The organism is Nonomuraea sp. B1E8 (assembly GCF_039871515.1).
Classification (GTDB): domain Bacteria; phylum Actinomycetota; class Actinomycetes; order Streptosporangiales; family Streptosporangiaceae; genus Nonomuraea.
This window is the reverse complement of sequence record NZ_JBDPLS010000001.1, coordinates 476,456-502,095: the sequence shown is the minus strand read 5'-3', so window position 1 is coordinate 502,095 and position 25,640 is coordinate 476,456. Positions and strand designations below refer to the sequence as shown.

Here is a 25,640-nt window from a genome sequence, read left to right as displayed (position 1 = left end):
CCCTATGCGCGCTGCCAGAGCGCGGGCACGTTGGGCGGCTCCCACCCGGCGATGGCGGTGTGCGCCTGGACGCACCGGTAGGTGGCGCCGTTGTAGGTCACCGTGCTGCCGGTCGTGTACGCCGTGCCGGCCTTCCAGGTGCCCGAGGGGGTCGTCGGGGTGCCGGTCGGAGTCGGGGTCGGAGTCGGGGTCGGGGTCGGGGTCGGGGTCGGGGTCGGGGTGGGCGTCGGCGTGGCGGTGGGGTCCGGGTCGCTCCCGCCCCCGATGCGTACGTCGACGCACGAGTAGAAGGCGTTGGCCGTGTCGGCGATGTTCCAGATCGCCAGGATCTTCTGCCGCCCGGAGAACCCGGAGAGGTCGACCGTGTGCGAGACCGTGGAAGGCGGCTGCCGGCCGCCGCCGTCGAAGACGGCCACCCGCGTGCCGCCGATGTAGTACTCGAAGTCGCGCGTGGCGTGCTGGACGGTGAACGTCCAGGTGAAGGTCGTCGTGCCGCCCACCGAGGCGACGGGCCACGGCTTGCTCTCGTCGCTGAGCTGGGCGAACTGCGGGAGGTTGGCGTGGCAGCTGCGCAGGCCCTTCGGCCCCTCCACGCTCTGCGGCTCGTAGATGATGTTGCCGCAGTCGGGCACCTTGCCCTGGGCGCAGTTGGCCTGGCGGCTCGGCGGCGAGTTCACGTAGCCGTGGGCGAACGCCGGGGCGGTGTCGAACACCGTGGTGGCGAAGGCGACCACCACCACGGCGAACAAGGTCAGCGTCCTTCTCATTCGGCGGCTCCTTCACATGGGGGGATGAGCCGAATGTAAAGGAAACTTTCCTAACGGTAAATGCCCGGCTGACTGGAGTTCCGTCACCCGGTCAACGCGTGACGATGAAATCGTCAGGGTCGCGCGGCGCCCGCTCGCGCGGCGGCGCGGCCGCGTGCCCGACGGCCACGCAGCCCATCGGATCCCACGACCCGGGCAGGCCGAGCACCTCGCGCACGACCGGCCGGCAGAACATCGTGGACGACACCCACGCCGACCCGAGCCCCTCGACGGCGAGCTGGATCAGGAAGTTCTCCACCCCGGCACCCGTCGCCACGACGAACATCTCCCTTTCGGAGGCGTTGCGCCGCTTGTCGCGGTAGGTATGGGAGCCCTCCATCACCAGGCACGGCACCACCAGGTAGGGGGCGTTGCGCAGCACGTCGCCACGCTTGATCCGCTTGGCGATCGACTGCTCGGTGAACCCGTCGCCGCGCAGGTCATGAATCCACGCCTCGCGCATCGCGTCGAGCAGTTTCGTCCTCGTCTCGGGCGACTCGACCAGCACGAACCTCCACGGGGTCGTGTGGTGCGGCGCCGGCGCCGCGATGCCCGCCGCCACGGCCCTGCGCACGGCCGCGGGGTCGACGGGCCGGTCGGCGAACTCCCTGATCGTCCTGCGGGCGAACACGACGTCGCGCGACCCGTAGCGGAACAGGTCTTCGTCGGCCGCCCGCACGAGCGGCCTGACGCCCGGTCCGTCGTCGTCGGTGACCAGGTGGGACAGCCCGCGCACGATCGCCACAGGAACCCCGTCGAGCTTGCCCTTGACCAGCTCGGCCGCGCCCGCGATCTCGTCGGCCAGCGCCGTGACCGTCGCGCTGAGCTCGTTGCCGTAGCCGTCGGACGCGCCCCGGAAGTCGTCGAGCGGCCGCACGCCCGCCGCCCCGATGGCCACGTCGGTGAGGCCGTTGCGCCACGGCCGGCCGAACGTGTCGGAGACGATCACCCCGGCGCGCACGCTCAGGCCGGCCCTGATGCGCCTGGCCGACGCGTCGGGATCGGCGGGCAGGAGCAGCACGGTGCCGGGCTCGGTGTTGGAGGCGTCGACGCCGGCGGCGGCCATGACGAAGCCGTGGCGGGTCTGCGAGATCACGGTGTCGCCGCGCCGGGCCACCACGCGCTCGGTCTCGTCCTCGATCGCCTGGGCGCGGTCGGGTGCCTGCCGCACCCTGCCCTCCGCCTTGCTCACGATCTTCGAGGTGACGACCACGATGTCGCCGTCACGCAGCCCGGCGTCCTTGAGCAGGGCCGCCACGTCGTCGCCCGGCCGCACCTCGCCGATGCCCGCGACCGCGATCACCTCGATCCGCCGCGCGGCGCCCGCGGGCCCGGGAGCCGCCGGCCGGTCGGAGGCGGTCGCGGGCGACGAGGGCTGGGACGGGGTCATCGGGCGAGCTCCAGGGCGAGGTCGAGGGCGGTGCGGGCGATGCCGGCGGCGGCGTCGGGGTCGTGCATGAGGATCGGCCTGGCGACCACCCTGACGCCGTCGAGGGCGACCGCGTGATCCTCCTCCGCCACCAGCCAGCCGTCGACGAGGTCGGAGCCGTACAGCTCCAGGACGGCCTGCGCGGTCGTCTCCACCCCGATGGCCGTCAGGCAGGCGTCGGCCATGCCCCTGACCGGCGCGCCGCCGATGATCGGCGAGACGCCGACCACGGTCTTGGGCAGCAGGGCGTCGCGGATGCCGGGGACCTGCAGGATCGTGCCGATGCTCACCACCGGGTTGGACGGCGGCAGGATGACCACGTCGGCCTGCTCGACGGCCTCCAGCACGCCGGGCGCGGGCTTCGCGGTGTCGGCCCCCACCAGCGCGAACGACTGGGCGGGCACCGAGGCGCGCAGGCGTACCCACCACTCCTGGAAGTGCACGGCGCGCTTGCCACGGTCGTCCTCGATCACGACGTGGGTCTCGCAGCGGTCGTCGGTCATCGGCAGCAGCCGCACGCCGGGCTGCCAGCGCGTGCACAGGGCCTGCGTGATCTGCGAGAGCGGATAGCCCGCCTCCAGCATCTGCGAGCGCACGATGTGGGTGGCGAAGTCGCGGTCGCCCAGCCCGAACCACTGCGGCTCGACGCCGTAGGCCGCCAGCTCCTCCTTGACGACGTGGGTCTCCTTGGCCCGGCCCCAGCCCTGTTCCTCGTCGATGCCGCCGCCCAGCGTGTACATCACAGTGTCGAGGTCAGGGCAGACCCGCAGGCCGAACAGGGTGATGTCGTCACCCGTGTTGCCGATGACGGTGATCGAGGCGTCTGGCTCGGTGGCGCGCAGGCCGCGCAGGAAACGGGCGCCGCCGATGCCTCCGGCGAGGGACACGATGTGCATGCGGCCCAGTCTTCCACCGGGTTCTGACAGGCCTGCCCCGGGACCGGGTTTGGCCGTGCCGAAACCCCTGTACATGGGGATATTTGTAGAATTGGGATGGAAGAGGTTTCTGGGACTCCCGCGAGCCCCGTCAGTGATGTGGCAAACTCCCTTCGGGCTAAAGGGTCCGATGGGGGTAGTTGTGAGCAAATTTGACGTCGCCCGGCTGAGGGAGCCGGCCGCGTGGGCCATGGTCGTCCTAGGACTCATGTACGTCCTGGTGAGGTTCGGTCGTGTCCTGGTCGGGGACCCCGACACGACCATCATGGAACGTGCTTCCTGGAACACCCTCGACATGACGAGCCCGTACGTGGTGGCGTTGTTCGTGGGGTCCGTGCTGCTCCTCACCAAGGTCGGCGAGCCGTCGCCCAAGGCCAAGCCGGTCGCGTACGCCGCGGTGGCCGGGCTGGCGATGGCCGCGGTGGGCGGCATGCTCTCGCTCGTGCTCGGCGTGTTCACCGGCGACGGCGCCCGGTCCGCGTTCGAACTCGTGCTGCTGGGCGCGCCCGCGCTCGCGCTGACCGCCATCGCCCTCGTCTACCTGCTGCCGCAGGTCGTCCCCGACCGTCCCGCCGCGCAGGTCTACCACCAGCCCCAGTTCGGCCAGCAGCCCCCCTACTACGGCCAGCAGCAGCCCGCCCCCGGCTGCGGCCAGCCTGGCCCCGGCCAGCCCGGCCAGCCCGGTTTCGGGCAGCAGGAGCAGCCGGCCGCGTTCGGCCAGCAGCCCGGTTACGGCCAGGAGCAGCCCTCCGGCGCGTACGGCCAGCAGCCTCCGTCCGGCCAGCCCGGGTACGGCCCGCAACCCCCGTCGGGTCAGCAGCCCGGCTACGGTCAGCAGCCTCCGTCCGGTCAGCCCGGTTACGCCCCGTCGGGCCAGCAGCCCGGCTACGGCCAGCAGCCTCCGTCCGGCCAGCAGCCCGACTACGGCCAGCAGCCCGACTACGGCCAGCCCGAGCAGCCCGGCTACGCGCCCGCGGCCGACAACCAGCACTACGGCCAGCCTGACCCCCAGCCCCAGCCGCAGATCAGGGGCGCGCTGCCCGCCGCCCCTTCGGACCAGCAGCAGCCGGACCAGGCCTTCGCGCCGCAGAGCTTCGGCCAGCCGGCCTACACCCCCGCCGACACGGCCCCCGCGGGCCAGGAGTACGCCGCTCCGCCCGCCGAGTACCAGCCGGCCCCGTACGTCCCCGCGGACAGCCAGCCCAACATCCACAACCAGCCCAGCCAGAACCCGTACGCCCCTCCGGCCGACCAGCAGAACCCCTACGGTCCGTCCCCGGACCAGCAGAACCCGTACGCCCCACCCGCCGACCAGCAGAACCCCTACGCGCCGCCGGACGCCGCCCCCAGCGCCTTCGCCCCCGCCGAGCAGGCCTACCCCCAGGGCGACACCAGCCCGAACGTCCCGCCCCCCGCGGCGGACGGCCAGCAGCCGTACTTCGGCCAGAGCGCGTTCGACCCGCAGCAGGCGGACCCGCAGCAGGGCGGCCAGCCGTTCACGGGATTCTCCGGCCAGGGGTATGCCACCCCCCAGGCGTACCAGGAGCCGCCCGTCGACCCCCGTTCCCAGCAGCTCATGGACGCCTACCAGCAGGCGGACACCTACCAGCACTCCTTGCCGGGCACCCAGCCCGAGCTGCGCGTGCCCGACTACACGGGCCAGCCGCCCCGGCCGTACGACGACCCGTTCGGCCACCCCCAGCAGCCCTATCAGCAGCCCCATCAACAGCAGGGCGGCGGGTACGAGCCGCAGCAGGGCCAGTACCAGCCCTCCCACCAGGTCCCGGCCGGGGACGCGACGATGCGGCTCGACCCGTCGTTCGGGCCGGACGCCTTCGGCGGCGACCAGCGCCGTCCTGGAGACGACCCGATCGACCCGACAGCCATATACACCCCCAATGAGCCACGCAGGTAACGGACCGGCAATGAACGGCTAGAGAGAAGGTGGGCCACGGGCGGCCGTCTATCCCGCCCTGGTACGGTTCGGACCGCTGACAGCGTTGAACAAGCCTGGCTGACGCCGCGCGCACATGGGTGTCGGCCGGGTGCGAACATCACATGCCAAGCACACCGGGGCGAGGTCTGGTCTTTCCCCGGATACCTGCATGCCGCTTGACGCCACGTGCGGCACGCGCGTGTAATTACAACCATGTTGTTACGCCTTCCAGTGGGTGGGTAATAAGGAAGGCGTCCATGGGGGGCTCCATTGCGGGCGGGCGGCAGGGAGGTGTGCAGTGACCGATCCGGTCATCGCACAGGATCAGCTTGACGCTGAAGAACTCGGATGGCAGGAGCGCGCCTTGTGCGCGCAGACTGATCCGGAGGCGTTCTTCCCGGAGAAGGGCGGCTCCACCCGAGAGGCCAAGAAGGTCTGCCGATCGTGCGAGGTCCGTGCCGAGTGCCTGGAATACGCACTCGAGCACGATGAGCGGTTCGGCATCTGGGGTGGGCTGTCCGAGCGGGAGCGCAGACGGATCAAGCGCCAGGCCGTTTGAGAGATATGGGCGAGGGGGTCACGCGGGCTGCCGTGTGGCCCTTTTTCGCATCTCCTGAAGGGGTTCGCCGGTAAGGTGGGCGCGCCTGATCACCAGGAGCCACCACCCCTGGCACGTCCCTACGTCACCGCGATCGTCGTCGCTCACGACGGCGGGCGCTGGCTCGGGGAGCCGCTGCGGGCTCTGGCCGGCCAGAGCCCGCAGGCCCGACCGCGTGGCGGGCGGAGCGCCGAGGCCCCGCAGGCCTCAGCCGCGGTCGTCGTAGCCCGGATCGACGGTCTCGGGGGCCAGGCCGAGCAGGGTGGCCACCTGCTCCACGACCGTGTCGTGCACCATGGCCCCCAGCGTGTCGCGGTCGCGGGCCCGTGCCTCCAGCGGACGCCGGTAGACCACGATCGAGGCGGGATTGGGGCCGGCGGCCGCGTCGGCGCGGCCGAACGGGATCGGGTCGGAGCTCAGCTGCGGCCCGTCGCCCAGCTCGCTCAGCGGCGGCACCTCTTCCACCGCGAACTCCACCGCCGACAACTGGCGCTCCCACCGGGGCCTGAGCCGGTCGACCGCGTCGAGCACGAGGTCGTCGAAGCGCTCGCTGCGGGACTTGGCCATGGGGACGTGGGAGGGGGCGAGCGGGCCGCGGAGACCGCGACCGTGGCGATCGCGCCGCCTGGGACCGCGCCTGTGAGTCACGGGCTCAAGTGTACGGGTGCGTACGGGCGCTTCCGGGGAGCGGCGTCACCTGTTCACGTCGGACTGTTCTGCCCCGGGAACGCGGGAAATGTTCGGGCTCGAAGACCGGGTCCCTGGCGGGGAAATCGGTGGAAAGGCTGCGACAGGTGTCCGAATTGTGGCGACACGCTCGTTAAGAGTGCTCAGATAGTGGCGCCTCGCACTCTTACCAGATACGGTCCCTCCGTGAGCCCCGTCCGCCGCTGTTCCCGCACCGCCTGCAGCCAGCCTGCCGTCTTCACGCTCACGTACGTATACGCCGACTCGACCGCTGTTCTCGGCCCTCTGGCGACGTACGCGGAGCCACATTGTTATGACCTGTGCGCCGAACACGCCGAGCGGCTGACCGCCCCCCGCGGCTGGGAGGTGGTGCGGCTGCCGACGGACGGCGCCTCGCCCAGTTCCGACGATCTGGAGGCGCTGGCCAACGCGGTCAGGGAGGCGGCGCGGCCCACGCCGTCCGGCGGGGGCGAGCCGGTCGGCCAGGGCGTCGAGGTCGGCAGGCGCGGACACCTGCGCGTTCTGAGGTCGGCCCAGCAGCACCGCGACCGGTAGGCTCGTTTCAACGGAGGAAACGACCAAGGGCGGAGCTGCGGAGTGGGCGATTTCGCCAAGATCTTTAAAGCGTACGACGTTCGCGGAGTGGTTCCCGACGAGTTCGACGAGCAGACCGCCGAGGCCGTGGGGGCGGCCTTCGTCGAGGTGACGGGCGCCGGGTCGGTCGTGGTCGCCCATGACATGCGCGAGTCGTCCGTGCCGCTGGCCGAGGCCTTCATCCGCGGCGCGCGTTCGCGCCGGGCCGACGTGGTGCACGCCGGGCTCGGCTCCACCGACCTGCTCTACTACGCGAGCGGCAGCCTCGGGCTGCCGGGCGTCATGTTCACCGCCAGCCACAATCCCGCCCGCTACAACGGCATGAAGATGTGCCGGTCCGGCGCGGTGCCGATCGGTGGCGACACGGGGTTGACGGAGATCCGCGACCGCGCGGCGGAGCTGGTCGGCGTGACGGCCACGCCGACGGGGTCGCTGATCGAGAAGGACCTGCTTCCGGGCTACGCCCATCATCTGCGCACACTGGTCGACCTGGCGGGCGTCAGGCCGCTCAAGGTGGTCGTCGACGCGGGCAACGGCATGGGCGGGCACACCGTTCCCGCCGTGTTCGAGGGGCTGCCGATCGAGCTGGTCCCGCTCTACTTCGAGCTGGACGGCGGCTTCCCCAATCACGAGGCCAACCCGCTGGAGCCACAGAACCTCGTCGACCTGCAGCGGGCGGTCGTCGACAGCGGTGCGGACCTCGGGTTGGCCTTCGACGGCGACGCCGACCGGTGCTGGGTGATCGACGAGCGGGGAGAGTCCGTCTCGCCGTCGGCCGTGACCGCGCTGGTCGCGGTGCGCGAGCTGGCCAAGGTCCCGGGCGCGACGATCATCCACAATCTGATCACGTCGCACGGCGTGCCCGAGATCGTCCGCGAGCACGGCGGGGTTCCGGTGCGGACGCGGGTGGGGCATTCGTTCATCAAGGCCGAGATGGCCCGCACGGGCGCGGTGTTCGGTGGCGAGCACTCGGCCCACTACTACTTCCGCGACTTCTGGTTCGCCGACTCGGGCATGCTGGCCGCGATGCACGTGCTGGCGGCGCTCGGCGAGCAGGAGCGGGCGCTGTCCGAGCTGGTGGCGGCCTACTCGCGCTATCACGCCTCCGGTGAGGTCAACAGCGCGGTCGCCGACCAGGACGAGGCGCTGCGGCGGGTGCGGGAGGCGTTCGCGGGCCGGGGCGAGTTCGACGAGCTCGACGGGCTGACCGTGACGGGATCCGGCTGGTGGTTCAACCTGCGGCCCTCCAACACCGAGCCGCTGCTCCGGCTGAACGCCGAGGCGGCCGACGAGACCGAGATGACGGCGATCAGGGACGAGGTCCTCGCCATTGTGGGAAAGGTGTCAGAGTGAAGATCGACGACTGGCTGCTGGAGATCCTGGCCTGCCCGGCGTGCAAGGCGCCCCTGCGCGCCGAGACCGAGGCCGAAGAGCTGGCCTGCACCGGTTGCGGCCTCATCTACCCGGTCCGGGATGACATCCCCGTTCTGCTGGTCGACGAGGCCAGGAAGCCGTGACCTGGGAGCCGGGGCGGCTCGACGACCAGCGGCATCTCAGCGACGGCGATCCCGGGGGCATGTTGCCGGCGGTCGCCGCCGCGGCGGCCCACGTACGCACCGGCTACCGCACCGCCGTCGAGTCCCGTGTCGATCGCCTGGCCGAGATGGGGCGCCCGCGCGCCATCGTGGTCGCGGGCATGGGCGTCTCCGGCATCGCGGGTGACATCATGGCGGCGGCCGCCGGCAACGGCGCGCCGCTGCCGATCATCACCCTGCGCTCCTACCAGCTTCCCGGCTGGGTCGGCGCCACCGACCTGGTCATCGCCGTCTCCGGCTCGGGCGACACCGAGGAGACGCTGGCCGTCGCCACCCAGGCCGTGCGGCGCGGGTGCACGCTGCTGGGCGTGGGCGCGCCCGGCTCGCCGCTGGAGGCGATCGCCACCCAGGCGTCGGCGCTCTACGTGCCGGTGCCGGTGAGCGGGCAGTCCAGGGTCAACATCTGGCTGCTGGCCGTGCCGCTGATCGTGGCGGCCGCCGCGCTGCGGCTGGTTGGCCGGCCGACGCGGAGCTGTTCGAACGGGTGGCCACGGCGCTGGAGGAGATGGCGCACCGGTGCCGGCCGGCCAGCGAGTCGTTCGTCAATCCGGGCAAGTCGCTCGCGCTCGACCTGGCCGAGAGCCTTCCGGTGATCTGGGGATCGTCGGCCGCGGCGTCGGTGGCGGCGTACCGGCTGGCCTGCCAGCTCAACACCAACGCGAAATATCCCGCCATCTTCGGAGAGCTGCCCGAGGCGGGCCACGGCCAGGTCGCGACCTTCGACGGGCCGATGGCCGAGCGCGACATCTTCGCCGACGCCCCCGCGCACGCGCTCAGGCTGGTCATGCTGCGCGACGTCGAGGAGCATCCCCAGCTGACACGCCAGCGCGAGGCGTCGCTGCGCCTGGCGCGCGAGCGCGACGTGCCGGTGACCGAGCTGGCGGCGGAGGGCGTGCACCCGCTGGAGCGGATGGCCTCATTGATCGTGCTCGGCGATTACGCGAGCACCTATCTGGCGCTGGGATACGCCGTCGATCCGAGCTCGGTCTCGGCGATCAGTGAGCTAAAGGCCAGGATTTCGCAATAGGATCCCCTTCCAGGCCTTTGTAATTGATCTTATGAGTGGAGAAGACCGGTGAGCGCGAGCGGCGGAACAAAAGCGATCATGGCGGCGTTGGTCGCAAACTTGTCCATTGCCGTGGCCAAGTTCGTGGCGGCGTTCTTCACCGGGTCATCGTCGATGCTGGCCGAGGGCATCCACTCGGTCGCCGACTCCGGCAACCAGGTGCTGCTCCTGGTCGGCGGCAAGCGTGCGGCCCGCGCCAGCACCAAGGAACACCCGTTCGGCTACGGTCGCGAGCGCTATTTCTACGCGTTCGTGGTGGCCGTGGTGCTGTTCGCGATCGGCGCGCTCTTCTCGCTGTACGAGGGCTACCACAAGCTGACCCACGCCGAGCCCCTCACGTCGCCCGCCTGGGCGTTCGGCGTGCTGATCTTCGCGATCATCGCTGAGATCTTCTCGTTCCGGACGGCCATCAAGGAGGCCAACCTGGTGCGCGGCGGTCAGGGGTGGGTCTCGTTCATCCGCCGGTCCAAGTCGCCAGAGCTGCCGGTCATCCTGCTGGAGGACCTGGGTGCGCTGCTCGGCCTGATCTTCGCTCTCTTCGGCGTCACCATGGCCGTGGTGACGGGCAACCCCGTCTGGGATGCCATCGGCACCCTGATGATCGGCACCCTGCTCGCCATCATCTCGGTCGTGCTGGCCGTGGAGACCAAGTCGCTGCTGGTCGGCGAGGGCGCCTCGCCGGAGGTGGAGAATCAGATCCGCCGCGCGCTGGAGAGCGCGCCCGAGGTCGAGCGGATCATCCACATGCGCACGCTGCACCTCGGCCCGGAGGAGCTGCTCGTGGGCGCCAAGATCGCGGTCTCGCACGACGAGACGGCCGGCGAGGTGGCGCGCGGCATCGACGAGGCCGAGCAGCGTATCCGCGCGGCCGTGCCGATCGCCAGGGTCATCTACCTCGAGCCCGACCTCGACCGGTCCCGCACGCCCGCCTCCTGAGCGCCGCCCGGCCTCGACCGGTCCCGCACGCCCGCCTCCTGGGCGCCGCCGGACGTGCGCAGCAGCCGCAGGGCCTTCTCCTTCTCGAAGTCGAGGGCCCTGCGGGGCACCTGGATGCGCCCGATCCGCACCCCGAGGTCGCGCACGGCCGCCGCCACCGCCGGCTCGCTCAGCACCCGCAGCGCGAACGCCAGCTCGGCCGGCGACACGTCGAACCGTTTCTCCAGCTCGACGCCCTGTGCCACGGCGGCCAGCTCCTCGGGGCCGAACCGCCGGTGCGCCCCCTGCTCCCGCACAGGGGGCAGCAGGCCGAGTGCCTCCCGGTAACGGAGCATCCGCGGGGACATGCCGAGCCGCTTGGCGGCTTCCGTGATGCGCATCCTTACATTCTTACGTCAGTTTCACCCTTCTCGGCGTGCGTCGTCGTACGAACGGTGCCTAGACTCGTCGGCGACAACCATCAGTGACGCGAGGGGAAACCCGATGGACTTCAAGGTCGCAGACCTTTCACTTGCCGACTTCGGTCGTAAGGAGATCCGGCTCGCCGAGCACGAGATGCCCGGCCTCATGGCCGTGCGCCGCGACTACTCGGACACGCGACCTTTGGCGGGCGCGAAGATCATGGGCTCCCTGCACATGACCATCCAGACCGCCGTCCTCATCGAGACGCTGGTGGCGCTCGGAGCCGAGGTCCGCTGGGTCAGCTGCAACATCTTCTCCACGCAGGACCACGCCGCCGCCGCCGTGGTCGTCGGGCCCGACGGCACCGTCGACGACCCGAAGGGCGTGCCGGTCTTCGCCTGGAAGGGCGAGACCCTGGAGGAATACTGGTGGTGCACCGAGCAGGCGCTGACCTGGCCTGACGGCGGCGCCCCCAACATGATCCTCGACGACGGCGGCGACGCCACGCTGCTGGTGCACAAGGGCGCCGAATACGAGAAGGCCGGCGCCGTGCCCGCCGCCACCGCCGACGACCCCGAAGAGTGGCACGTCATCATCGACCTGCTCAACCGCACGGTCGGCGCCGACAAGAAGTGGACCAGGATCGCCGAGAGCATCAAGGGCGTCACCGAGGAGACCACCACCGGCGTGCACCGCCTCTACGAGATGCACAAGAACGGCCAGCTCCTCTTCCCGGCCATCAACGTCAACGACTCGGTCACCAAGTCGAAGTTCGACAACAAGTACGGCTGCCGCCACTCCGTCATCGACGGCCTCAACCGCGCCACCGACGTGCTCATCGGCGGCAAGGTGGCCGTGGTCTGCGGCTACGGCGACGTCGGCAAGGGCTGCGCCGACGCGCTGCGCGGCCAGGGCGCCCGCGTGATCGTCACCGAGATCGACCCGATCTGCGCGCTCCAGGCGGCCATGGACGGCTACCAGGTGACCACACTGGACGAGGTCGTCGGCATCGCCGACATCTTCGTCACCGCCACGGGCAACTTCAACATCATCACCGCCGACCACATGGCGCGGATGAAGCACCAGGCGATCGTCTCCAACATCGGCCACTTCGACAACGAGATCGACATGGCCGGCCTCGCCAAGCTGCCCGGCATCCAGCGCAACACCATCAAGCCCCAGGTCGACGAGTGGGTCTTCGCCGACGGCCACACGATCCTCGTGCTCGCCGAGGGCCGCCTGATGAACCTCGGCTGCGCGACCGGCCACCCGAGCTTCGTCATGTCCAACTCGTTCACCAACCAGGTGATCGCCCAGATCGAGCTGTTCACCAAGACGGCCGACTACCCGATCGGCGTCTACACGCTGCCGAAGCACCTCGACGAGAAGGTCGCCCGCCTGCACCTCGACGCCCTCGGCGTCAAGCTCACCGAGCTCACCAAGGAGCAGGCGGCCTACATCGGCGTCCACGTCGAGGGCCCGTACAAGCCCGACCACTACCGGTACTGATCCTTCGGGAGCTCCTCCGCTGTCATTGAGGGCTTCTCCGCTTCACCACCGCTCCGAGAGGGCTCTCCCCTCGGAGCGGTGCGCGCTCCCGCGGAGCGCACCAACCCCATCTTTTACGGCAGGCCAAGTCACCCGCACGCGCCGACGCCGCTTCCGTCCGTCATGGCCGGTCGTGAAGGCTCACGGGAATCTCGCCGTTACGAGCGCGTTCTTGGCCGTCTTCTTTGGTTACAGGTGAGCCATGGACGTCTGGGAAAGCGGTGAGCGGCAGATCTCGTGGGCCGCGCGTTCGATGCCGGTGTTGACGGCGATCGGCGAGCGCTTCGGCGTGGAACGGCCGCTGGACGGGCTGAAGATCGCGGCCTGCCTGCACGTCACCGCCGAGACGGCCGTCCTCATGGGAGCGCTGAAGGCGGGTGGCGCCGAGATCGCGCTCGCCGCCTCCAACCCGCTGTCGACGCGGGACGACGTGGCCGAGGCGTTGCGCGCGTACGGGATCGCGGTGCACGCGCGGGCCGGCGTCGACCGGCCGACCTACTACCGGCACATCCACCAGGCGCTCGATCTCGGGCCCGATCTCGTGCTCGACGACGGGTGCGACCTGGTGAACATCCTGCACACCGAGCGTACCGACCTGCTCGACGGCGTCGGCGGCGGCTGCGAGGAGACCACCACGGGGATCATCAGGCTGCGCCAGATGACCGCGGAGCACGCGCTGAAGTTCCCGGTCGTGGCCGTGAACGACACCCGGACCAAGCGCATGTTCGACAACCGCTACGGCACCGGGCAGTCGACGCTCGACGGGATCATGCGGGCCACCAACATCATGCTCGCGGGGCGCACGGTGGTCGTGGCCGGGTTCGGGTTCTGCGGGCGCGGTGTGGCCGAGCGGGCCAAGGGCTTCGGCGCGCGGGTGATCGTCACCGAGATCGACGCCGTGAAGGCACTCGACGCGACGCTGCAGGGCTACGAGGTGCGGCCGATGGCGCAAGCGGCGCTGCTCGGCGACCTGTTCATCACCGTGACCGGCAACCGCGACGTGATCAGGGCCGAGCACCTGGCCGCCATGAAGGACGGCGCGATCCTGGCCAACGCGGGGCACTTCGACGTGGAGATCGACGTGCGGGCGCTGGACGAGCTGGCCGTCGAGGTGATCCGTGGCGTGCGGCCCAACACCGACGAGTACGTCATGCCCGACGGGCGCCGGCTGCTGCTGCTCGCCGAGGGCCGGCTGGTCAATTTGACGGCCGCCGAGGGGCACCCGGCCGCGGTCATGGACATGTCGTTCTCGGCGCAGGCGCTGGCCGTGGCGTGGCTGGCCGGCGAGCGGGCGCGTCTGGAGCCGGGCGTCTACGACGTGCCGCCGGAGATCGACCACGAGGTGGCCAGGCTCAAGCTGGCCGCCACCGGCATCGGCATCGACGAGCTCACCGCCGAGCAGGAGGACTACCTGCACTCCTGGCGCGTCGGCTCCTGAGGGGCGTACCTTCTCGCTCGCGGCTGCTGAGGGGCGTACCTTCTCGCTCGCGGCTCCTGGAGGGCGGTGCTTCGCCCGCGGCGCGTCAAAACGCCGTCTGCATCTCGCGCATGCGGCGGATCTCGGCCATCTGGGTGACGCTCACGTCGCCGGCCAGCTCCTCGATCCTGATGTGGGAGCCGCCGCTGAGCACCTTCTCCGACATCGTGATCGCCCCCTGGTGGTGGTTGATCATGAGCTGGAGGAACATCCGGTCGAAGTCCTTGCCCGTGGCCGCCCGCAGCGCCCCCAGTTGCTCCGGCGTGGCCATGCCCGGCATGCCGTCGTGTGCCGCGTGGTGGTCGGGCACCTTCTGCTCCTGCTCCCGCAACCACGTGGTCATGTACTGGATCTCGGGCGCCTGGGCGGCTCTGATCCGGTCGGCCAGGCTCTTCACCTTGGCCGACTCCGCCCTGTTCGGGGCCAGCAGCGCCATGTCCAGGGCCTGCCGGTGATGGACGATCATGTCCTGGACGTAGGTCACGTCGGCGGCGTTGGGGGTGGGGGAGGGCACCGCGGTGGCGGCCTCGGCCGGCGAGAGCGTCCTGTCCTGCTCGCCCGGGCGGCCGGGCGCGATCACGGGGGCGGTCGAGTCGGCCCGTGGCGCCTGAGGTGCCGTGCTGGAGCTGCAGCCGGTGAGGGTGACGACCGTGGCCATGACGACAATGAGCGCGGCGCGCACCCAGCCTCCCTGACTAACGTGGTGGAGAATGCGCACTCTAAGTCATGAACCCCGGCTAGGAAAGAGATCGAACCGGAACAAAAATTGACAGATTGGACGCTGGTCAACGGCGGTGAACAGAGCGACCATAACGAGGTTTATGCCCCCTTTATCGGAGGTCCCCGAGTGTTCACCCGCCGCAGGGTCCTCATCCTGGTCGCGGCCCTGGTCGCGCTGGCCGGCGCCACCCTGCCGGTCCAGGCTGCGGACATCCCGGCTCCTGGCGAGATCGTCATGAGCCCGAACATCAAGCACGTCACGAACGTGCCCAAGCCCGAGGCCCTGGCCCACATCCACACGGACATGGCCTTCCAGGGCGACTACGCGTACGTCGGGAACTACTACGGCTTCTCGATCTACGACATCCGCAACCCCAAGCGAACCTCGCTCGTCAGCTCCGTGGTCTGCCCCGGCGGCCAGATGGACGTGAGCGTCCACGGCGACCTGCTGTTCGGCTCGGTCGACTCCTCGCGTAACGACGACTCGTGCAACAGCACCTCGCAGTCCGCCTCCGTCAAGGAGTCGTGGGAGGGCGTACGCATCTTCGACGTCTCCGACAAGTCACACCCGAAGTACATCAAGGCGGTCGAGACCAACTGCGGCTCGCACACGCACACCCTGGTCCCCGACCGGCATGGGCGCAACGTCTACATCTACGTCTCCTCCTACGGCCCGAGCGACGCGTTCCCCGACTGCCGGACGCCGCACGACCTCATCTCGATCATCAAGGTGCCGCTGCGGGACCCGTCCGCCGCCACCGTCATCGCGACGCCCAACCTGTTCCCCGACGGCGGCTACCCGGGCAAGCAACTGCCCTATCCCGACGGCAGGTCCGCCACCACGGGCTGCCACGACATCACCGCCTACCCGGAGAAGGGCATCGCGGCGGGCGCCTGCATGGGTGAGGGCATCCTGCTCGACATCCGTGACCCCGAGCGGCCCAAGGTCACCGCGACCGCGCGCGACGAGGAGAACTTCGCCTTCTGGCACTCGGCCACGTTCAACAACGAGGGCACGAAGGTGATCTTCACCGACGAGCTCGGCGGCGGCGGCGCGCCCACCTGCAACGAGGCCATCGGGCCCAACCGGGGCGCCAACGCCTACTTCGACATCATGCGGGGACAGCTCGTCTTCAGGAGCTACTTCAAGATCTCCCGCCACCAGGACGACAGCGAGAACTGCGTCGCCCACAACGGCTCGCTGATCCCGGTCAAGGGCCGCGACATCATGGTGCAGGCGTGGTACCAGGGCGGCATCTCGGTGGTCGACTTCACCGACTCGGCGCACCCGCAGGAGATCGCCTACTTCGAGCGCGGCCCCGACAACACCGCGCCGGCGCTCAGCGGCGGCTTCTGGTCGGCCTACTACTACAACGGACACATCTACGGCTCCGACTTCAACCTGGGCCTCGATGTGCTGAAGATCAACGACTGGCGTACGAACCGGGCGAACGGCGTCAAGATGCGCGAGCTCAACGCGCAAACCCAGACGTCCTACCCCGAGCGTGGCCACGGTCACCACTGACCGGCCGCCGGTCCCCGTACGAAGGAGGCATCCCCCATGTCCAGCCCGCGCCGTGTCCTCGCGATGGCCGGGGCAGCCGTCGCCCTGCTCCTCACCGCGTTACCCGCGACCGCCAGCGACATCCCGCCACCTGACGCCGTCGTCACCAGCCCCAACGTGACCCACGTCAGGAACGTCCCCAAACCGGACGCCATCGCCTCGACCATCAACACCGACATCGCCTTCCAGGGCGGCTACGCCTACGTCGGCAACTACGGCGGCTTCTCCATCTACGACATCAGGGACCCCAAGAAAGCCAGGGCCGTGAGCTCCGTCGTCTGCCCCGGCGGGCAGATGGACGTCAGCGTCTACGGTGACCTGCTGTTCGCCGCCGTCGACAGCTCCCGCAGCGACGACTCCTGCGCCAGCACGGACCGGCCCGCCTCCGAGAAGGACGCCTGGGAAGGCGTTCGCATCTTCGACATCTCCGACAAGACCAGGCCGAGGTACGTCAAGGCGGTCGAGACGGCCTGCGGCTCCCACACCCTGACCCTGGTGCCGGGCAAGGGCCGCGACCGGAACAAGAACGTCTACGTCTACGTCTCCTCGTACCTGCCGGCGGCGAACTTCCCCGACTGCCAGCCGCCGCACGACAAGATATCGATCATCAAGGTGCCGCTGCGCCACCCGGAGGCCGCCCACGTCGCGGCCACCCCGGTCGTCTTCCCCGACGGCGGCAACGAGGACCAGCCCGGCCTGCTCGTCCCGACCACCGGCTGCCACGACATCACCGCGTACGCCGAGAAGGACATCGCGGCGGGTGCGTGCATGGGCGACGGCGTGCTGTTCGACATCTCCGACCGGCTCGACCCGAAGGTCACCGCCAGGACCACCGACCCCAACTTCGCCTTCTGGCATTCGGCCACCTTCAGCAACAACGCCACGAAGGTCGTCTTCACCGACGAGCTCGGCGGCGGGGGCGCGCCCACCTGCAACGAGGCCACCGGGCCCAACCGCGGCGCCGACGCGATCTACGACATCGCGCGCGGGCAACTCGTCTTCAGGAGCTACTTCAAGATCTCCCGCCACCAGGACGACAGCGAGAACTGCGTCGCCCACAACGGCTCGCTGATCCCCGTCAAGGGCCGCGACATCATGGTCCAGGCGTGGTACATGGGCGGGCTGTCGGTCTGGGACTTCACCGACTCCACCAACCCCAGGGAGATCGGCTACTTCGAACGCGGCCCCCGCTCGGGAGGCGGTGGCGGCGGCATCTGGTCCGCCTACTACTACAACGGCTACATCTACGCGGCCGACTTCCACGAGGGCTTCGACGTCATCAAGATCGACGACCGGCTCACGGACAGCGCCAGGCACGTGCGTACCGACCGGTTCAACGCACAGACGCAGGAGTCGTACCGCAACGGATGGCACTGAATTCATGGCCTCACTCCGTTCGGCGGGTTCGGTCGCCAGATGCCGCCGTCTTCCCCCGCTCTGGTCGCTGCGCTCCCGGCGCTCCTCCAGACGACGGCGCTCCCTCACGGGTTCATGGCCTCGCTCCGTTCGGCGGGTTCGGTCGCCGTGTGCCGGCGTCTTCCCCCGCTGTGGTCGCTGCGCTCCCGGCGCTCCTCCAGACGACGGCGCTCCCTCACGTGCTCATGGCCTCGCGCCGTGAGTGGGGCTCACTGGGGCGGCGCGAACCCGCCCGGGGTCGCCTGTGGCGGCTCCGGCGCGGGGGCGGGCGCGCCGGGCGGCAGGTGGGGAGCCGCCGGGGGAGGCCCTGGCGGCGCGTAGGGGCCGTACGAACCCGGCGGCGGAGGGCCGGGGTGTGGATATGAGCCCGGCGGCGGAGGGCCGGGCTGCGGGTACGGGACCGGCGAGGGCGGCGCGTACGGGCCCTGGGCCGCGCCGCCGTTTCCCGCCCGCTGCGCGAACCGGGCCTGCTCCCGCCGGCGGCGCTCGGCCAGGACGGCGCTCAGGTAGGCGTACGGCGGCGCCCCGGCAGGGGCCGCGGGGGAGACGAAGGACGCCACCTGGGTCGCGATGCGCACGCCCATCTCGTGCTGGACCTGCGGGGACAGGTCGGCCCAGCGCAACAGGTATTGTCTGGCCGCCTGCGCCACCTCGTCGGGCAGCTGGGAGAGCTCCAGCGTGGCCGCCCAGCTCGCCAGCGGCGGCGGCATCATGATGACCTGCCCCGCGTCGCGCGGCGCCCGGTCGGAGATCACGATGGTGCCCGCGAACACGTCGCCCAGCCGCTTGCCCCGCTGCGAGACTAGCGAGGCGATCAGCGCCGGCGCGCCGGCGAGCAGCCAGAACTCCACCACCCCGGCCAGCCCGCGGAACAGTGCCTGCCTGAAGCGCTCGGGGCTGCCGTCGTCGCTGACCACCCGGAGTCCGAGCGCCAGCTTGCCGAGGCTGCGGCCCCTGGTGACGGACTCGAAGATCACGGGGTAGCCGATCATCACCAGCACCATCAGCACGATCATGACGGCGCTGAACATGGCCAGGTCCGTGACGCCGGCGAACGCTCCTAAGAGCGCGTAGGCGCCGAACATCGCCGTGAACTGCACCGCCATGTCAATGACGACCGCCAGCGCCCGCGAGGGCATCTGGGCCACCCGCACTTCGACGACGACGGCGTCGCCGGTCACAACCTCCGACATAAGTCGGAGCCTAACGGCTATGTCGCACTGATTGAGCGGCCAGAATGTTCGGGTGGACATCGATGCTTTCGTCGCGGCGCACCGCCCCGTGTGGGACCGGCTCGACTACCTGGTGAAGAACCGTTCGTCGCTGACGGGCGTCGAGGTGGACGAGCTGGTCGACCTGTATCAGCGGGTGTCGACGCATCTGTCCATCGTGCGCTCCTCGTCGAACGACCCGATGCTGGCCGGGCGGCTGTCCGCGCTGGTGGCCAGGGCCAGGTCCGCGGTGACCGGCGCGCACACGCCGGCCTGGCGGGAGCTGACGAGGTTCTTCACGGTGACGTTCCCCGTGGTCGCCTACCGGGCCCGGTGGTGGTGGCTGGCGAGCTCGGCCGCGTTCCTGGTGGTCGCGTTCGTGATGGGCGCGTGGGTCGCGAACAACCCCGAGGTCCAGGCCGCCATCGCCAGCCCTGAGGAGATCACCCAGCTGGTCGAGGAGGACTTCGCCGACTACTACTCGGAGAATCCCGCCGCGTCCTTCGCCAGCCGCGTGTGGGTGAACAACGCGTGGGTCTCGGCGTTGATGATCGCCTATTCGGTGCTGCTGGGGCTGCCGATCCCGTACGCGCTCTACGCGAACGCCGAGAACGTCGCCGTCTCCGGCGGCCTCATGGCCTCCAGGGACAAACTGGATATCTTCTTCGGCCTCATCATGCCGCACGGGCTCCTGGAGCTGACCGCCGTGTTCCTCGCGGCGGCCGTCGGCATGCGTCTGGGCTGGACCGTCGTCGACCCCGGCCCCCGCAAGCGGGTCGAGGCGCTGGCCGAGCAGGGCAGGGCGGTGATGAGCGTGGCGCTCGGGCTGGTCGTGGTGCTGTTCGTGTCGGGGCTGATCGAGGCGTTCGTGACCCCGTCGGGGCTGCCGACGTGGGCGCGGGTGGGCATCGGGGTGCTCGCCGAAGCGGTCTTCCTGACGTACGTGATCGTCTTCGGCCGCCGGGCGCTGGCGCGGAACGAGACCGGCGACCTCGAACGCGCCCCCGACGTCGCCCCGTCAGCCTGACAACAAGCCGTCAGGGACGCCCTGCCGCACCCGGCCCCCGCGGCGTCCTCCCGGGCCTCGCCCCCGCGGCGTCCTCCGCTGTCAGAGGCGTCCTGCGGCCTTCAACGCCAGGTACGCGTCCGCGAGCGCGGGCGCGATGTCGTCCGGCGCCGCGTCGACCACCTCGACCCCGTGCCGGCGCAGCCTGGCGGTGATGCGCCTGCGCCCGAGCTGCGCGTGCTCGGCGGCGGCCGCGTCGTAGACCTCCTCGGTCGAGTCGCGGCGGCCGGCCATGGCCGCCACCCGCGGATCGGAAACCCCCGCGACCAGCACCAGGTGCCGCGCGGACAACTGCGGCAGCACCGGCATCAGCCCTTCGTCCAGCGCCGCCGAGTTGAGGTCGGTCAGCAACACGACCAGGCAGCGCCGCTTGGCCCTGGACAGGATGGCGGCCACCATGCCCTGCGAGTCGGCCTCGATCAGCTCCGCCTCGATCGGCGCCATCGCGTTGACCAGCGACGACAGCAGTTCGGTACGCGACTCGCCGCTCACCCACGCGCGTACCGCCCGGTCGTAGGCCAGGAAGTCCACCTGGTCGCCGGCCCTGGCGGCCAGGGCGGCCAGCAGCAGCGCGGCGTCCATCGACCAGTCGAGCCGGGGCCAGCCGGGCGCCGGCCGCGGATCGGGCCGCGCCAGCAGCCCGCCGCCGCCTCCACCCGCGCCGGCCAGGGGAATCGGCGCGTCACCCACCCGGCCCGCCGAGGTGCGGCCGGTGTCGAGCACGATCAGCACGCGGCGGTCACGCTCGGGACGCCAGGTGCGCACCACGACGTCGTGGCGGCGCGCGGTGGCCCGCCAGTCGATGGAGCGTACGTCGTCGCCCACCACGTATTCGCGCAGCGAGTCGAACTCGGTGCCCTGCCCGCGCACCAGCGCCGGATGTTGCCCGTCCAGCTCGCGCAGCCTGGCCAGCCTGGAGGGCAGATGCTTGCGCGACAGGAACGGCGGCAGCACCCGCACCGACCACGGAGCCTGGTGGCTGCCCTGGCGGGCGGCCAGGCCGAGCGGCCCCACCGAGCGCACGGTGACGGCCACGGACGTCCGGTCGCCGCGCCTGGTCGGATCCAGGGTCACGACGATCTTGCGACGCTCGCCGGCCGGCACGTCCAGCGGGGCGACGCGGGGCGAGGCTCCCGCGGAGGGCTGCCAGGCGTCCCTGAGCACGCCGCGTACGCGCCGGGGACCCGGATTCTCCACCACCAGCTCCACCGTGGCCCGCTGGCCCAGACGCATCAGGGTCTCGCCGGAGCGGTGGAACCTGAGCGGGCGCACCGCGCCGGCGAACACCAGGTCCACGATGATCGCGGCGGCCAGCAGCAAACACACCCCGGCCAGCGCGGGCCCCGGCAGAGGCGCGAACATCACCACCAGGATCCCGATCGCCGCGAGAAGCCCGGCACGTCCGGTCAGTGCCATCGGTCGCTCACCCTCCTCACTCGCTGCGCGGAGTGCCTCCTGCGTCGGCCCTCCACTCCGCTCGCTACGTCGGGTTCGCTCAGTGCCATGGGTCGCTCACCCTCCTCACTCGCTGCGCGGAGTGCCTCCTGCGTCGGCCCTCCACTCCGCTCGCTACGTCGGGTTCGCTCAGTGCCATGGGTCGCTCACACTCCTCACTCGCTGCGCGGAGTGCCTCCTGCGTCGGCCCTCCACTCCGCTCGCTACGTCGGGTTCGCTCAGTGCCATGGGTCGCTCACCCTCCTCACTCGCTGCGCGGAGTGCCTCCTGCGTCGGCCCTCCACTCCGCTCGCTACGTCGGGTTCGCTCAGTGCCATGGGTCGCTCCTCCCGTCAGCGGGGGACGGGGACGGAGGCGAGGATGCCGTCGAGCAGGCCGTCCGCGGTCGCCCCTTCCAGCTCGGCCTCCGGCCGGAGCTGGACGCGGTGCCGCAGCGCGGGCCTGGCCAGCGCCTTCACGTCGTCGGGCGTGACGTACTGGCGCCCGGACAACCACGCCCACGCCCGGGAGGCCGCGAGCAGGGCGGTGGCGCCGCGCGGCGAGACGCCGAGCTGCAACGCCGGCGAGCTCCTGGTGGCGCGGGCGACGTCGACGATGTAGCCGAGCACCTCCGGCGCCACGTGCACGCCGGCCGCCGCCTCCCGGCCCGCGGCCAGGTCGGCGGCCGTGGCGACGGCCTTGACCTCCGACAGGTCGCGGGGGTCGAAGCCGCGGGCGTGCCGGTCGAGCACCGAGATCTCCTGCTCGCGCGGCGGCAGCGGCACGGTCAGCTTGACGAGGAACCGGTCGAGCTGCGCCTCGGGAAGCTGGTAGGTGCCTTCGTACTCGACGGGGTTCTGGGTGGCGCACACCACGAAGGGGTCGGGCAGCGCCCGGGCCGTGCCCTCGACGCTGACCTGCCGCTCCTCCATCGCTTCGAGCAGGGCGGCCTGCGTCTTCGGCGGGGTGCGGTTGATCTCGTCGGCGAGCAGCAGGTTGGTGAACACCGGGCCCTCGCGGAACTCGAACCGCGCGGTCTTCGCGTCGTAGATCAGCGAGCCCGTCACGTCGCCCGGCATCAGGTCGGGCGTGAACTGCACCCGCTTGAAGTCGAGCGACAAGGCCGCCGAGATCGTGCGCACCAGCAGCGTCTTGGCCACGCCCGGCACGCCTTCGAGGAGCACGTGGCCCCTGCACAGCAGCGCGATGACCATCCCCGTCACCACCGCGTCCTGACCGACCACGGCCTTGGACACCTCGGTGCGCAACGCAGCCAGCGCCTCTCTCGCCGAGTCGCCCGAACCCGTCACGCGGTAGGTCTCGTCAAAGTTCACTCAACTGCCTTTCGATCAGGTCCAAGTATCCGGCCAGCTCGACGAGGCCGGCGTCGTCCGCCGGCGGCGGCCCGTACAGTGCCGCGCCGAGCTGGTGCGGGTCCTCCACCGTGCGGGCGGCGAGCGCCGCGACGACCTCCTGCGGCCCCGCGCCGTGGCCCAGCCCCAGCCTGGCCGTGAGCCGGTCGACCGTGCCCGCGCGCAGCGCGGCGGCCGCGCGTTCCCTGGCGTGCCTGGCCCGGTAGAGCCTGCCACGCCCCTCGACCGTCTCGGCGGCCCTGACCACGACGGGCAGCTTCTCCACCACCACCGGCCCGAGCCGCCTGCCCCGCCAGAACGCCGTGAGCGCCACGGCGATGATCGCCATGAAGATGGTCCAGCGGACGTTGGCGGGCATCAGGTCGTACATCGACTGGCCCCGCTCGCCGGCCAGCTCCCTGGGCGGCGGGTTGTCCGGGGGGACGAGCCAGGTCACGGGCTTGCCGGTGTTGAGGAGGTTGAGCGCGAGCGCCGCGTTGCCGTCCTCGGCCAGCCGCTGGTTCGTCATGAAGCCGCCGTCGCCGACGAGGGTGGTGACGCCCCCGCCGTTGGCGTAGCTGATCAGCGTGTGCGCGTCGCCCGCCGGGTAGCAGCCGGTCGAGCCGGGCGGGCCGCGGAAGGCGACGCCGCCCAGGTAGGCACTGCCGGCGGCCTGGGCGGCGGGCAGCGGGCACTCGGGCTCGCGCGATCGGGGGCGCGCGGGTTGGGGCAGCGTGCTGACGCCGGGGGCCAGGGCGGGCAGGCCGATGACGTCGCCGACGATCAGCCGGTCGCCGGGGAGCCCGGCGAGGCGGCGCTGGTCGACGTACGTCTGGTCGGTGATGAGCAGCAGGCGGTCGCCCGTGGCGGCCTTGTCGACGGCGGCCTGGGCGGAGTCGACCCGGTCGACGGTGACGCCCTTCTCGCGCAGCAGCTCGGCCAGGGCCTTGGAGCCCGCCAGCGAGGTGTCGTCGGGGTCGAGGGGCCGTGCGGGGCGCCCGCCGGAGCCGAGCAGCACGCTCGCCACCGCCGCGAGCACGACGACCAGGCCGAGGAGCACGATGAGCCGGCCGGCGCGCCAGGTGGAGCGGGGGGTCGGGGAGGTCGGCCGGGATCCGGCGGCGGGAGGCGTCGTGGTCACGCTCATGAGGCCCCTCCGCTCCCCTGCCACGGGCTCGCGCCGGGCGCCGCGGAAGCGGGGGACACGATGGGGACCGGGCGGGCCTGGCTGACGCGGTCGTCGAGGGCGGCCATCCGCGTGTAGGCGTCGCGGGTGCCGGGCACCCCGCCGTACGTGACGTCGTCGAACGAGCGGGCCGCCGCGGCCAGCTCGTCCGCGAAGCCCGGCAGGGAGACGGCGGCCTCGGCGGCCAGCTCGTCGGCCGTGCGCCCGGGCATGCCGTCGACGAGCGCGCGCTCTTCCAGGTCGCGGGCGATGGCACGGAGGCGTTCCTGGACGGCGGGAGTCCACTGCCCTTCGCCGGCCAGCCGTTCCCCCGCCTGCCGGTGCTCGGCCGCGCTCATCGCCCGCTCGCCGAACAGCGCGCCCGTCGCCGGCGCGTTCTTACGCGCGGACCTGCGCAGCTGCCACGAGATCAGCACGATCACCCCCAGGATGATCAGCACGATCACCACGGACGCGATGATCCCGCCGGCCGAGCCGCCGCCCGTGGCCGCGTCGATCAGGTCGCCCAGGAACTGCATGACCCATCGGTAGATCCGGTCGGGCAGCGACTCCGTCTCGTAGGCGGGGTCGAGCAGCTCGCGTGCGGCCTGCCGCGCGGCCTCCTCCCTGTCGATCGGGCTCACGACCTGGCGGAGTTGGACGGGTGCCAGAGCTCGTCGGCGGAGGCGTGCACCCAGCCCTGGCGCTGCTGCTCGATGGCCGCGGTCTGCAGGACGAGGTCGAACGCCTCACTCCGCATGCGGCGGTCGGCGTAGAGCAGACCGGCGACCCCCGCTTCGAACGGATAGACGAACATGGCGCTCAGCGTGCCGCCGATGGCGATCAGCACGGCCGACACGACCGCCGTGGCCGCCGATCCCGCGCCGAGCATGCCGAAGAGCGTGCCCGCGATCGTGAACGGCACCGACAGGATGCCCGCCACGAGCCCGACGAGCAGCGAGGTGAGCAGCAGGATGCCGAACACCCGCCAGAAGTCGCCGGTCACCAGGTGCCATGAGCGGCGCATGGCGTCGAGCGGGCTGCGGCCCTCGAGCACCACGGCGGGCGAGGCGAACGCGAAGCGGGTCCTCATGAACAGGTAGTAGCCGATGTAAACGACGATGAACAGGATGCTCAGCAGGGCCAGCCAGCCGAGGTCGCCGGCGCCGGCGTTGAGCGAGAAGGCCACGATGAGCAGCACGAAGACGAGGGCGGGCACCAGCATGATCGCCGCCATCAGCCCCACCACGCCGAACAGCGCAGGCACCCGGCCCTTGACCAGTTGCCAGGCCTCGCCGGCGGTGAGTTTGCCGCCGAAGACGGCCCGGCCGAGGATGCGGGTCAGCACGCCGGTCAGCAGGGTGACCACGACGAACTGGATGGCGTAGGAGAGCAGGGTGCCGCCGTACTGGGCGGCGAAGCCGTACAGGCCGGTGAGCTCGCCCTGCGTGGCGACCAGGCTGTCGGGGTCGGCGAGCGCGCTGCCCATTGAGTTGAGCAGGAACGCCTGCCCCACCGCCAGGGGCACGGACGCGAGCAGGGCGGCGACGGCCGACAGGCCGAGCACGGCTTTCGGATTGGACCTGATGAGCTTGATCGTGCCGTCGAGCAGGTCGCCGAGTTGCAGCGGGCGCAGCGGGATGATGCCCGGCCGGAGCGCGGGCGGCGGCGGCATGGCGCCGTATCCGGGCTGGGGGTATGGG

At 71.0% G+C, this 25,640-nt stretch carries 25 protein-coding genes; 13 read left to right on the top strand and 12 right to left on the bottom strand.

All coding sequences use genetic code 11. From position 1 onward, the window contains the following. Nucleotides 1-2 precede the first annotated feature (2 nt). From ABGA98_RS02275 to cofD, 3 genes are all read right to left on the bottom strand, one after another. Nucleotides 3-767 (bottom strand): lytic polysaccharide monooxygenase, encoded by a 765-nt coding sequence (locus tag ABGA98_RS02275; RefSeq protein ID WP_347616478.1) that lies wholly within the window; start codon nt 765-767, stop codon nt 3-5. 91 nt (nt 768-858) lie between these two features. Then, entirely contained in the window at nt 859-2,196 is a 1,338-nt protein-coding gene (locus tag ABGA98_RS02270; RefSeq protein ID WP_347616477.1) for a coenzyme F420-0:L-glutamate ligase, read from the bottom strand. Beyond that, nucleotides 2,193-3,131 (bottom strand): 2-phospho-L-lactate transferase, encoded by a 939-nt coding sequence (cofD, locus tag ABGA98_RS02265; RefSeq protein ID WP_347616476.1) that lies wholly within the window; start codon nt 3,129-3,131, stop codon nt 2,193-2,195. The genes ABGA98_RS02270 and cofD overlap by 4 nt, the downstream gene beginning before the upstream one ends. Before the next feature lie 181 nt (nt 3,132-3,312). Between cofD and ABGA98_RS02260 the strand changes: the two genes are divergently transcribed. After that, the gene (locus ABGA98_RS02260; RefSeq protein WP_347616475.1) at nt 3,313-5,085 is read left to right on the top strand and encodes a hypothetical protein; all 1,773 of its coding nucleotides are present in this window, start codon (nt 3,313-3,315) and stop codon (nt 5,083-5,085) included. Nucleotides 5,086-5,404: 319 nt separating this feature from the next. Beyond that, nucleotides 5,405-5,665 carry a WhiB family transcriptional regulator gene (locus ABGA98_RS02255; RefSeq protein WP_020546325.1) on the top strand — a complete coding sequence of 87 codons (261 nt, stop codon included), beginning with the start codon at nt 5,405-5,407 and terminating at the stop codon, nt 5,663-5,665. A gap of 246 nt (nt 5,666-5,911) precedes the next feature. Here ABGA98_RS02255 and ABGA98_RS02250 read toward each other — a convergent pair whose 3' ends face one another. After that, nucleotides 5,912-6,352 carry a metallopeptidase family protein gene (locus tag ABGA98_RS02250; protein ID WP_132605991.1) on the bottom strand — a complete coding sequence of 147 codons (441 nt, stop codon included), beginning with the start codon at nt 6,350-6,352 and terminating at the stop codon, nt 5,912-5,914. Nucleotides 6,353-6,577: 225 nt separating this feature from the next. On the opposite strand from ABGA98_RS02250, the gene ABGA98_RS02245 reads away from it, so the two are divergent. The 6 genes from ABGA98_RS02245 to ABGA98_RS02220 are packed head-to-tail and all read left to right on the top strand — an operon-like array spanning nt 6,578 to nt 10,582. Further along, a complete protein-coding gene (locus ABGA98_RS02245; protein WP_106236645.1) occupies nt 6,578-6,946 on the top strand; it encodes a DUF3499 domain-containing protein in 369 nt (122 codons plus the stop codon). Between the two features lie 42 nt (nt 6,947-6,988). Further along, nucleotides 6,989-8,338, top strand: a complete 1,350-nt coding sequence (locus ABGA98_RS02240) for a phosphomannomutase/phosphoglucomutase (protein WP_347616474.1) — start codon at nt 6,989-6,991, stop codon at nt 8,336-8,338. Next, nucleotides 8,335-8,502, top strand: coding sequence for a Trm112 family protein (locus tag ABGA98_RS02235; protein WP_106236648.1), 168 nt, complete (start codon nt 8,335-8,337; stop codon nt 8,500-8,502). Before ABGA98_RS02240 ends, ABGA98_RS02235 begins: the two co-directional genes overlap by 4 nt. Then, on the top strand, nt 8,499-9,173 hold the full coding sequence (locus tag ABGA98_RS02230) for a hypothetical protein (RefSeq protein WP_347616473.1): 675 nt from the start codon (nt 8,499-8,501) through the stop codon (nt 9,171-9,173). The genes ABGA98_RS02235 and ABGA98_RS02230 overlap by 4 nt, the downstream gene beginning before the upstream one ends. Next, the gene (locus ABGA98_RS02225; protein WP_347616472.1) at nt 9,170-9,607 is read left to right on the top strand and encodes an SIS domain-containing protein; all 438 of its coding nucleotides are present in this window, start codon (nt 9,170-9,172) and stop codon (nt 9,605-9,607) included. Before ABGA98_RS02230 ends, ABGA98_RS02225 begins: the two co-directional genes overlap by 4 nt. A gap of 48 nt (nt 9,608-9,655) precedes the next feature. Next, the gene (locus ABGA98_RS02220; protein ID WP_347616471.1) at nt 9,656-10,582 is read left to right on the top strand and encodes a cation diffusion facilitator family transporter; all 927 of its coding nucleotides are present in this window, start codon (nt 9,656-9,658) and stop codon (nt 10,580-10,582) included. On the opposite strand, the gene ABGA98_RS02215 is transcribed toward ABGA98_RS02220, so the two are convergent. Then, nucleotides 10,537-10,962 (bottom strand): MerR family DNA-binding transcriptional regulator, encoded by a 426-nt coding sequence (locus tag ABGA98_RS02215; RefSeq protein WP_347616470.1) that lies wholly within the window; start codon nt 10,960-10,962, stop codon nt 10,537-10,539. The genes ABGA98_RS02220 and ABGA98_RS02215 overlap by 46 nt on opposite strands. A gap of 103 nt (nt 10,963-11,065) precedes the next feature. On the opposite strand from ABGA98_RS02215, the gene ahcY reads away from it, so the two are divergent. Both ahcY and ABGA98_RS02205 read left to right on the top strand, forming a co-directional pair. Continuing rightward, complete coding sequence (gene ahcY / locus ABGA98_RS02210) at nt 11,066-12,493, top strand: adenosylhomocysteinase (RefSeq protein WP_347616469.1); 1,428 nt, start codon at nt 11,066-11,068, stop codon at nt 12,491-12,493. A gap of 241 nt (nt 12,494-12,734) precedes the next feature. Further along, entirely contained in the window at nt 12,735-13,970 is a 1,236-nt protein-coding gene (locus tag ABGA98_RS02205; RefSeq protein ID WP_347616468.1) for an adenosylhomocysteinase, read from the top strand. Nucleotides 13,971-14,055: 85 nt separating this feature from the next. On the opposite strand, the gene ABGA98_RS02200 is transcribed toward ABGA98_RS02205, so the two are convergent. Next, nucleotides 14,056-14,691, bottom strand: a complete 636-nt coding sequence (locus ABGA98_RS02200; protein ID WP_347616467.1) for a DUF305 domain-containing protein — start codon at nt 14,689-14,691, stop codon at nt 14,056-14,058. 165 nt (nt 14,692-14,856) lie between these two features. On the opposite strand from ABGA98_RS02200, the gene ABGA98_RS02195 reads away from it, so the two are divergent. Further along, the gene (locus ABGA98_RS02195) at nt 14,857-16,254 is read left to right on the top strand and encodes a hypothetical protein (protein WP_347616466.1); all 1,398 of its coding nucleotides are present in this window, start codon (nt 14,857-14,859) and stop codon (nt 16,252-16,254) included. A gap of 36 nt (nt 16,255-16,290) precedes the next feature. Further along, nucleotides 16,291-17,670 (top strand): hypothetical protein, encoded by a 1,380-nt coding sequence (locus ABGA98_RS02190; protein ID WP_347616465.1) that lies wholly within the window; start codon nt 16,291-16,293, stop codon nt 17,668-17,670. 248 nt (nt 17,671-17,918) lie between these two features. On the opposite strand, the gene ABGA98_RS02185 is transcribed toward ABGA98_RS02190, so the two are convergent. Beyond that, nucleotides 17,919-18,902, bottom strand: coding sequence for an RDD family protein (locus ABGA98_RS02185; RefSeq protein ID WP_347616464.1), 984 nt, complete (start codon nt 18,900-18,902; stop codon nt 17,919-17,921). A gap of 52 nt (nt 18,903-18,954) precedes the next feature. On the opposite strand from ABGA98_RS02185, the gene ABGA98_RS02180 reads away from it, so the two are divergent. Then, on the top strand, nt 18,955-19,947 hold the full coding sequence (locus ABGA98_RS02180) for a stage II sporulation protein M (protein ID WP_132516475.1): 993 nt from the start codon (nt 18,955-18,957) through the stop codon (nt 19,945-19,947). An 81-nt stretch (nt 19,948-20,028) separates the two neighbouring features. Here ABGA98_RS02180 and ABGA98_RS02175 read toward each other — a convergent pair whose 3' ends face one another. The 5 genes from ABGA98_RS02175 to ABGA98_RS02155 form a co-directional block, all read right to left on the bottom strand. After that, on the bottom strand, nt 20,029-21,402 hold the full coding sequence (locus ABGA98_RS02175; protein ID WP_347616463.1) for a DUF58 domain-containing protein: 1,374 nt from the start codon (nt 21,400-21,402) through the stop codon (nt 20,029-20,031). Nucleotides 21,403-21,773: 371 nt separating this feature from the next. Beyond that, nucleotides 21,774-22,754, bottom strand: coding sequence for a MoxR family ATPase (locus ABGA98_RS02170; protein ID WP_347616462.1), 981 nt, complete (start codon nt 22,752-22,754; stop codon nt 21,774-21,776). Further along, nucleotides 22,744-23,919 carry a DUF4350 domain-containing protein gene (locus ABGA98_RS02165; RefSeq protein WP_347616461.1) on the bottom strand — a complete coding sequence of 392 codons (1,176 nt, stop codon included), beginning with the start codon at nt 23,917-23,919 and terminating at the stop codon, nt 22,744-22,746. The genes ABGA98_RS02170 and ABGA98_RS02165 overlap by 11 nt, the downstream gene beginning before the upstream one ends. Next, a complete protein-coding gene (locus ABGA98_RS02160) occupies nt 23,916-24,581 on the bottom strand; it encodes a DUF4129 domain-containing protein (RefSeq protein ID WP_347616460.1) in 666 nt (221 codons plus the stop codon). The genes ABGA98_RS02165 and ABGA98_RS02160 overlap by 4 nt, the downstream gene beginning before the upstream one ends. Further along, nucleotides 24,578-25,612, bottom strand: coding sequence for a glycerophosphoryl diester phosphodiesterase membrane domain-containing protein (locus ABGA98_RS02155; RefSeq protein WP_347616459.1), 1,035 nt, complete (start codon nt 25,610-25,612; stop codon nt 24,578-24,580). Before ABGA98_RS02155 ends, ABGA98_RS02160 begins: the two co-directional genes overlap by 4 nt. Between the last annotated feature and the right edge of the window lie 28 nt (nt 25,613-25,640).